General features: G+C 71.7%; 9 protein-coding genes. 6 read left to right on the top strand and 3 right to left on the bottom strand.

The window, feature by feature from the left end; translation table 11 throughout:
- From D7V80_RS25545 to D7V80_RS25535, 3 genes are all read right to left on the bottom strand, one after another.
- Positions 1-492: HupE/UreJ family protein (locus D7V80_RS25545; protein WP_147447213.1), on the bottom strand; the 492-nt coding region annotated here is incomplete at its 3' end.
- Positions 493-532: 40 nt separating this feature from the next.
- Positions 533-1,102 (bottom strand): hypothetical protein, encoded by a 570-nt coding sequence (locus tag D7V80_RS25540; RefSeq protein WP_120590650.1) that lies wholly within the window; start codon positions 1,100-1,102, stop codon positions 533-535.
- Positions 1,099-1,245, bottom strand: coding sequence for a lmo0937 family membrane protein (locus D7V80_RS25535; protein ID WP_014396045.1), 147 nt, complete (start codon positions 1,243-1,245; stop codon positions 1,099-1,101). The genes D7V80_RS25540 and D7V80_RS25535 overlap by 4 nt, the downstream gene beginning before the upstream one ends.
- A 304-nt stretch (positions 1,246-1,549) precedes the next feature.
- On the opposite strand from D7V80_RS25535, the gene D7V80_RS25530 reads away from it, so the two are divergent.
- The 6 genes from D7V80_RS25530 to D7V80_RS25505 all read left to right on the top strand — a co-directional run bounded on the left by D7V80_RS25530 (position 1,550) and on the right by D7V80_RS25505 (position 8,298).
- A complete protein-coding gene (locus D7V80_RS25530) occupies positions 1,550-2,287 on the top strand; it encodes a lytic transglycosylase domain-containing protein (protein WP_120590649.1) in 738 nt (245 codons plus the stop codon).
- 221 nt (positions 2,288-2,508) lie between these two features.
- Positions 2,509-2,832, top strand: coding sequence for an STAS domain-containing protein (locus D7V80_RS25525; RefSeq protein WP_120590648.1), 324 nt, complete (start codon positions 2,509-2,511; stop codon positions 2,830-2,832).
- A 136-nt stretch (positions 2,833-2,968) separates the two neighbouring features.
- The gene (locus D7V80_RS25520) at positions 2,969-3,949 is read left to right on the top strand and encodes a MoxR family ATPase (RefSeq protein WP_120590647.1); all 981 of its coding nucleotides are present in this window, start codon (positions 2,969-2,971) and stop codon (positions 3,947-3,949) included.
- Positions 3,946-4,926, top strand: coding sequence for a DUF58 domain-containing protein (locus tag D7V80_RS25515; protein WP_120590646.1), 981 nt, complete (start codon positions 3,946-3,948; stop codon positions 4,924-4,926). The genes D7V80_RS25520 and D7V80_RS25515 overlap by 4 nt, the downstream gene beginning before the upstream one ends.
- On the top strand, positions 4,923-6,992 hold the full coding sequence (locus D7V80_RS25510) for a DUF3488 and DUF4129 domain-containing transglutaminase family protein (protein WP_199738850.1): 2,070 nt from the start codon (positions 4,923-4,925) through the stop codon (positions 6,990-6,992). Before D7V80_RS25515 ends, D7V80_RS25510 begins: the two co-directional genes overlap by 4 nt.
- 418 nt (positions 6,993-7,410) lie before the next feature.
- A complete protein-coding gene (locus tag D7V80_RS25505) occupies positions 7,411-8,298 on the top strand; it encodes an RNA polymerase factor sigma-32 (protein ID WP_014396039.1) in 888 nt (295 codons plus the stop codon).
- The last annotated feature ends 16 nt before the right edge of the window (positions 8,299-8,314 follow it).

Raw genomic sequence — 8,314 nt, 5'->3', positions numbered from 1 at the left:
GTTGAAGCCCACGAGCGCTGTCACCACGCCCGTGCCCAACCCGTAGCCGCCGAGCACGCTCGCGAAGCCCAGCCCATGCACCAGGCCGAACAGGAAGGTGAGCCCCGCGCGGTGTCCGTGCCGGCGCAGGAGCAGGTTCTCCAGCGCCATGTAGAGGATGGACGCGGCGATCGCGGCCTCGGCCCACCGCGTGCCCCGCGCGTCCAGCGTCACCTGGCCCAGGGCGGTGAGCCCCAGCGTCAGCGAGTGCGCCAGCGTGAAGGACGTCACCAGCAGGAGGATCCGCCGGAACGAGCCGCCCACCAGCAGCACGGCGAAGAGGAACAGGAGGTGATCCGCCCCGGCCAGGATGTGGCGGATGCCCTCGCCCACCCAGCCGGCGAACCCGTTCACCGCCTCGGGCGCGACCTCCATTTCATGGGCGTGGGCGGCGGCCGGGCCCCACAGGAGCAGGGCCAGCAACACCACCCGGGCTGCGGGGAACGGCTTCATCGCGCGAAGGAGCCTGCCCTCCGCGCGCCCTGCCCGTCCACTACTCGCGCACGAACTCCAGCTGCACCTGCTGCCGGCCCGAAAGCCCGCCGTGGTGCGCGCCGCAGCGCGGACAGACCATCGGCTGATCCCACTCCCACTGCGCCTGCACCTCGTCCCCGCAGCAGACCATGGGGAGCGTGCGCAGCAGCTCCTCGTCCGGAGGCAGCGGCCGGGGCAGCGGCTCCGGCGCCACGGAGACGAAGGTGGGCCGCGGGTTCTGGGACAGCGTGCGCTGCACGTACGCCAGCTGCTCGTACCGCACATGGTTCGCCCACGCGCGCGCCATCTGCTCCACGTGCGCGGACTGCTCGGGCGTGAGCCACGCGTCCGGCAGCGCGCGGTGGCCGCAGTACAGGCAGTGCCACGCGGGCAGCTCCTCCGCCGTGTACGCCTCGTGGAGGTTCTCGAAGGGGAAGTAGCCCGCGAGCAGCCGCTGCAGCATCCCCGCGTCGTGGCGGCTGGGCCGCGTCTTGAAGGAGCGCTGGCAGCGGGGACATTCGCGCCGCACGAAGCCCGCCTTGTCCCGCGGCAGCTCCAGCCACGCCATGTCCAGCTCCGGCAGGTTCATGCCAGCCCCCGCCGGCGCCCCAGCGACGCGACGGCCAGCACGAACGCGATGAGCGAGAACACCAGGAGGAGGTGCACCCACTGCCCCTCCGTCGAACCGGTGATCAGCCCCATCACCCACAACACCATCAAGATGATGCCCATGGTCCAGTACACGCCACGCCTCCCGCCACACAGGGCCCCGAAAGTCAGACCGGGCGCAAACTAGGAACGAGGAGGCACCGCGGCAACAGGCGGAGCTTTCTGCAGGGTCAGGTTGGGAAACAAACTTCCCAGGCCGGGCATTTTTTCCGGATGCCGTGGGCCCTGCCGGTCCTGTTTCAGCCCCTCTCTTAAGGATCCGTGAGGCAGCTGGCGCACGCTACGTACGCTGGCACGTTGCCTGCTTAGCCGCTGGGTGTGGGCGAGTCAGCGGGCGCGGGCGGTTGGGGCGCCAGGGGAGGGCGAGATGCGGGGTTGGACGGTGGCGATGGTGGCGGCGGCGATGCTGGTGGGGACGAACGCGGTGGCTTTCCCGGTGCAGGTGCCGGTGGGTGCCCAGGGTGAAGCGCCGGACGTCGCGGCCCTGAGGGCGCAGCTGGCGGAGAAGGACGCGCAGCTCAAGGCCGCCCTGGCGCGGCTGCAGCAGTACGAAGACGAGGCGGACTACCTCCGCGCGGAGCAGCTGGGCGTGGCCGAGGCCGTGCGCGCCTCCGGGCTCCCGGAGCGGCAGCAGCGCCGGCTGGCGGTGGCCATCGTCCGCGAGGCGGAGCGCAACAACCTGGATCCGCTGCTGGTGGTGGCGCTGATCCGCTGCGAGTCCTCCTTCAACAACTACGCGGTGTCCGGTGTGGGCGCCATGGGCCTCATGCAGGTGATGCCGGACACGGGCAAGTACCTGGCGGAGAAGTCCGGCTGGCGGCTGGGTCGCCACACCAACCTCTTCGACTTCGAGACGAACGTGAACCTGGGCACGGCCTACCTGGCGGACCTCATCAACCGCTTCGGCTCCGTGGAGGGCGCGCTCGTCGCCTACAACGCGGGTCCCGGGCTGGCCAGGCGCATCCTGGCCAAGAAGGAAAACCGGGCGAAGTTCATGGCCGGTTATCCCGCCAAGGTCGTGAAGGAGTTCCGCAAGCTGAAGGCCCAGCAGGAGCGCGCCATCAGCCTGCGTGCCGAGCAGACGACACCCGACCGCAAGGGTTGACCGCTGCGTGACACGCGCTTCGCTCGCTCGCCAACACTCCGGCCGAAGTTGCATGCCTGCCACTGACCTGATCGCAGGTGAAGGTGCACTGTTCGGCTCCGGCTGTGCACCCCCACCCCCCGGTGGGAAACCGGACCACCCCTGTGGTCCGGAAACGTGCGGCAGCCGCCATTCACATCGCGAGCTGCACACACGTGCACACCTCAGCGGGAGCGCGGATCATGACGGGGCTTCAGATTCATCGGGAGGAGGCGGCGGGTCGGATCACGCTGCGCCTGGAAGGAACGCTGGACGGCCGCACTGCCCAGGAGCTGCGCAACTCGCTCCAGGCGCTGGGCCAGAGTGAAGTCGTGCTGGACTTCGCGCACCTGCGTGAGTTCAAGGACAGCGCGGTGGGCATCCTGACCCACGGCTTGAAGGACGGCGCCGTGCAGCTGCGCGGGCTGGCCACGCACCACGAGCGGATGTTCCGCTACTTCGGCGTGCTGTCCTCTCCGACGACGCACCGGGCGTACTACACGCCCGAGGACATCCTCTCCGCCTGAGTCGGGTGGGCCCTCCGGGCCGCGTGCATCCCCGGCAAGCGCCCGCGCCTCCAAGGCAGGCGGGCATCCGGCGAGGAACACGGGCGGCCTGGAGGGGTGCCGGCTGGCGTTCGCCTGGGCTAGAGTCCGCGCCCAGATGACCCAGCCCGCTCGCGTCCTCGGTCCAGTTCCCTCCCCTGCTTCCGCGCGCGCGGTGATGGAGCGGCTCGCCGCCCAGCTGGGCCGCGCCGTGCAGGGCAAGCCGGAGGAGGTGCGGCGCGTCGTCACCTGCGTGGTGGCCGGCGGGCACCTGCTGCTGGAGGACATGCCCGGCGTGGGCAAGACGACGCTGGCGGAGGCCCTGGCCCGCGCGTGCGCCCTGTCCTTCTCCCGCATCCAGTTCACGGCGGACCTGCTGCCGGCGGACATCCTGGGCGCGCAGGTGTTCCACGCGCAGACGGCCACCTTCTCCTTCCGGCCCGGGCCGCTGTTCCGGCAGCTGGTGCTGGCGGACGAGCTCAACCGCGCGCCCCCGCGCACCCAGTCCGCGCTCCTGGAGGGCATGGCCCAGGGCCAGGTGTCGCTGGACGGGCAGACCCACGCGCTGCCCTCGCCCTTCACCGTGGTGGCCACCCAGAACCCGGTGGACTTCTCCGGCACCTATCCCTTGCCGGACTCGCAGCTGGATCGCTTCCTCGTGCGCCTGTCCCTGGGCCACCCGGCGCCGGACGTGGAGGCGCGCCTGCTCACCACGCGCGGCGCGGCGTCCCCGCTGCCGTCGGTGGAGGCCGTGACGGGGCCGGAGGAGCTGGCGTCGCTGCGTGACTTCGCCCAGGACGTGAAGCTGGACGCGGCGGTGGCGGACTACGTGGTGCGGCTGGCGCGGGCCACGCGCGAGCACGGCGACCTGGAGCGCGGCGCGTCCACCCGCGCGGTGCTGGCGCTGGGGTCCGCGGCCCGGGCCCAGGCCCTGTGGGAGGGGCGCGACTTCGTCACCCCCGGCGACGTGCGCGCCATGCTGGTGCCCTGCTGGGCGCACCGCGTGCTCTTGAGGAGCGCCGTGCAGGGCGTGTCCGCGCGGGACGAGGCGGCGCACCTGGTGGAGGAGATCGCCCGCAAGGTGGCGGCGCCCCGGTGAAGGCCCCCGCGCGTCCCCCCTTCAAGGCGCGGCTGCGCGCCCTGCTCCGCCCACCGCGCACGCTGTCGGTGACGAAGACGGGCCGCACGTACCTGGTGGTGACGTTCGGCGTGGGGCTGGGCGCGCTCAACACCGGCAACAACCTGCTCTACCTGCTCCTGGGCCTGCTGCTCAGCATGGTGGTGGTGTCCGGCGTGCTGTCGGAGCGCTGCCTGCGCGACCTGACGGTGCGCCGGGTGGGCGCGGACGCGGCCTTCGCGCGCGAGCCCTTCGCCTACCGCTGGGCGGTGTCGCGCAAGAAGGGGCACGGCTTCGCGCTGACGTTCTCCGAGGACCTCTCCCCGCTCACCGGCACCGGGAGGCTGGGGCATCTGCCCGCGGGCCAGGAGCACATCGTCCGGGCGGACCTGGCCGCGCCGCACCGGGGCCCCGTGCGCCTGTCCGGCGTGCGCGTCACCACCACGTGGCCGCTGGGCCTGTTCGCCAAGACGCGCGTGTTCTCCCTGGAGGGGACGCTGCTCGTGTATCCGCGCCGCGGCTACGCCTGCAAGGAACCGGGGCCCGCGCTGAAGGGCCCCCGGGGCGAGGCGGGCAGCCCGCGCCACCTGGACGGCACCGGCGACGTGGCGGGGCTGCGCGAGCTCGCCGTGAACGAGGACGCGCGCCGCATCCACTGGCTGAAGAGCGCCGCGGCGGGGCGCCTCCTGAAGGTGGAGCGCGAGCGCGAGGAGCGCCGCGTCTGGAAGCTCGCGCTGGAGACGGGCCTCACGGGTGACGCGCTGGAGCGCCGCTGTGAGGAGGTCGCCGCCCAGGCGCACCAGCTCCTGGACGCCGGGCACGAGGTCGGCCTCCAGCTGCCGGAGCGAGCGCTGCGCCCGGCCGCGGGGGCTTCGCAGGAGCGGCGCATCCTCCAGGCGCTCGCATGGGTGGGCTTCGAGGGCGCGGACGCAGGGACGGACTCCCGGGAGGCGGCGTGAAGCGCCCCTTGAGGCTGCGGCTCGCCCTGCGCGACCTGGCGGTGGGCTCCGCCTTTGGCGCGATGGCCATGTCCGGCCAGCTCCCCGTGTGGGTGCTGGGCGTCTTCATCGGGGCGCTGGTGCTGGCGCTGTGCGACGTGCGGCTCGTCGCGCGCTTCTCCCGCCTGTCCGCGCTGGGGCTGCTGGTCGCGGCGGTGCTCCTGGGCCTCCAGCTGACGGCCGGCGCGATGAACGCGGTGGTGGCGGCGTGCGCCTTCGCGAGCCTCATCGCCGCGCAGCGGATGCTGTCCACGCCTGACGCCTCGGCGGAGGGCCAGACGCACCTGACGGGACTCTTGATGGTGGCCGGTGGCGCGGCGCTGTCGGGCGACATGTCGTACGCGCTGTTCCTCATCGCCTTCGGGGTGCTGGCCAGCCTGTCGCTGGCGCTGGGCGTGGTGGAGGCGGCGGTGCCGGACGGCGAGCCCGTGCCGGTGCGCGCGGTGCTGCGGCCGCTGTCCACGGGCGTGATGTTCGCGGTGGCCGGCGCGGTGGCGTTCTTCGTCCTCTTCCCCCGCCTCAACTGGGCCATGGTGGGGCCGCGTTCGGCGCCGGGCTTCGGCGCGGTGAGCAGCGCGGGCTACTCCAACACCGTGCGGCTGGGCGGCGCGGGCACCATCAAGGGCAACCCGCGCGTGGTGCTGCGCGCCACGCTCACGCCGGATCCGGGCCGCGAAGCGCTGGACGCCTACTGGGTGGGCCGCACCTACGACACCTTCGACGGCATGGAGTGGACGAACGTCGTCGGCGCGCAGCAGACGGAGCGGCAGATCACCCTGCGCCCCGCCAGCGACACGCTCCTCCACCAGCGCATCGAGCTGCTGCCCGCGTACGGGGCCCGCACGCTGATTGCGCTGGAGATGCCCTCGCGCCTGGGCAACGCCAGGGCCCACACGCCCACCGGCACCCGGTACAGCCCGGTGCAGCTCCAGGGCGGGAGCGAGGTGCGCTTCACCGTCACCGCGCCCTCGTACACCTACGAGGCCTACAGCCTGCCGCCGGATGCGAAGGCGGGCATGTCCCCCGCCCTGGTCCAGGCGGAGCGCGACCAGCTCCTGGCGCTGCCCGATCAGCTGGACGCGCGCGTCGCCCAGCTGGCGGCGCGGGTGCTCCAGGGAGAGAAGGAGCCGCTGGCCGCGGCGCGCAAGCTCGCCGCCTTCCTGCAGCGGGACTACGCGTACACGCTGGAGCAGGCAGGCACGCCGGAGGATCCGCTGGCGGAGTTCCTCTTCGTGCGCAAGGCGGGCCACTGCGAGCACTTCGCCACCGCGCTCACGCTGATGCTGCGCACGCAGGGCATCGGGGCGCGGCTCGCCACGGGCTTCTATGGCGGCGCGCGCATGGACGGCGGCTACCTGTTGCGCGCGGGCGACGCGCACGCCTGGACCCACGTGCTCGTCCCGGGGCGGGGCTTCGTCACCGTGGACGCGACGCCGCCGTCGAACCGCCCGAGCCAGGGCTCCGTGCTGCTGGAGCAGCTGCTCGCCATCTATGAAGCGGTGGAGGCGCGCTGGCGCAACTCCGTCGTCGACTACTCCTTCCGCGACCAGTTCGAGCTGGCGAGCAAACTGGTCCGCCCGCCGCGCCGTCCGGCCGGCGCCCCCGCGAACCAGACCCCCAGCCGCCTGCCCCCACCGCGCGCGTGGGTGACGGCCGCCGTCGTGGCCTTCGTCGTCTGGCGCGCGGGCCGCCTCGTCTCCCGCTGGACGGGCCGCGCCCCGGTGCTGGAGGCCACGCGCTTCCTCGACCGGGTGGACGCGGTGCTCCAGAAGGCCCACGTGCCGCGCTTCGAACACGAGACGCTGGAGGACCTGACCACGCGCCTGGCGCGGGAAGGCCACCCGCTGGCGCTGGCGCTGACGCCGCTCACCCGCCGCTACCTGGAGGCCCGCTTTGGCGGCCGAGCCCTGCGCGAGGGAGAGGCCGAGCACCTGCTCGCTACCTTGCGCCGTGCATTGGATGCCGAAGCTGCCCGCCGCGCCGCGAAGCCGGCCGGACAGGCGGGCCCCACCGCCCGCGCATCCTGAGCGGAAGAGAAGTGCCCTCCGGACGGAAGCGGGCTTCCGTCGCCGGTCGCCCGCCCTCCCCAGGAACGCCCGGCCGAGGTGGAGAAATGTCTCCACCCTCGCCACGCGTCGCCATTAAGCGTTTCAGCGAAACCCATTCGCGGACGTCATGGCGACGTGCGCTCCAGGGCCGTGCGCCGTGCATTTTCTCCCCTCGCAGACCCGCGGATTTCCTATCGGCCACGGGTAACGGTTACAGACCGTTGCCAAGAGACGCCCACCTGCGTCCTCCAACCCCTCGGAGACACACGCGAATACATCCAACCCTGGTTGGCATCCCGGTTGCTCAGGGCAGACACGTCAAGTTGTAGGACTTGAACCCAGAGCACCTTTCAAGCGCCTCCGCCGCGGCAGGAGGCCCGATTTGGAGAATCCATCCATGCAGGCTTCGACCGAGCAGTCGTCCAATTCTGGCTCCCTCGCGATGTATCTCTCGGAGATCAACCAGTACTCGCTCCTGAAGGTGGAGGAGGAGCAGGAGCTGGCGCGCCGGTTCATCAAGGGGGACCTGGCCGCGGGCCACCGCCTGGTGACGAGCAACCTGCGCTTCGTGGTGAAGGTCTCCTACGAGTACCGCTCCTACGGCATCAAGATGTCGGACCTCATCCAGGAGGGGAATATCGGCCTGATGAAGGCGGTGCAGAAGTTCGACCCGGACAAGGGCATCCGCCTCATTTCGTACGCGGTGTGGTGGATCCGCGCGTACATCCAGAACTACATCCTGAAGAGCTGGTCCCTGGTGAAGCTTGGAACCACGCAGGCGCAGCGCAAGCTGTTCTTCAGTCTGGCCCGCACGCGCCGTGAGCTGGAGAAGCTGGGCAGCGGCGAGGCCGTGGTGAACGTGGATGAGATTGCCCGCAAGCTCCATGTGAAGCCCGGCGAGGTGCGTGAGATGGAGCAGCGCATGGGTGGCCGGGACCTGTCCCTGGACGCGCCCATGGGCGAGGACGGCGGCAACAGCCACGTGGACTTCGTGGTGAGCGCGGCAGCGCCCCAGGACGACGAGTTCGCGGACAAGGAGGAGGCGGGCCTCATCAACAACCGCGTCCGCACCGCCCTCATGCGCCTGGACCCTCGCGAGCGCTTCATCATCGAGCAGCGCGTGATGAACGAGCGCCCCATGACGCTCAAGGAGCTGGGTGAGCACTTCGGCTTCTCCCGCGAGCGCGCGCGCCAGCTGGAGATCCGCGCCAAGGACAAGCTCAAGTCGGAGCTGGCCGCCCTGATGGCGGAGGTGGATCCGGAGACGCTGGCCGCCCAGGGCTAGAGGGCTGTTTTCGCGC

It is taken from the genome of Corallococcus sp. CA054B, from assembly GCF_003611625.1.
GTDB lineage: Bacteria > Myxococcota > Myxococcia > Myxococcales > Myxococcaceae > Corallococcus > Corallococcus coralloides.
Note: the sequence above shows the minus strand (reverse complement) of the source record. Positions and strands in the feature narration are given on the sequence as shown.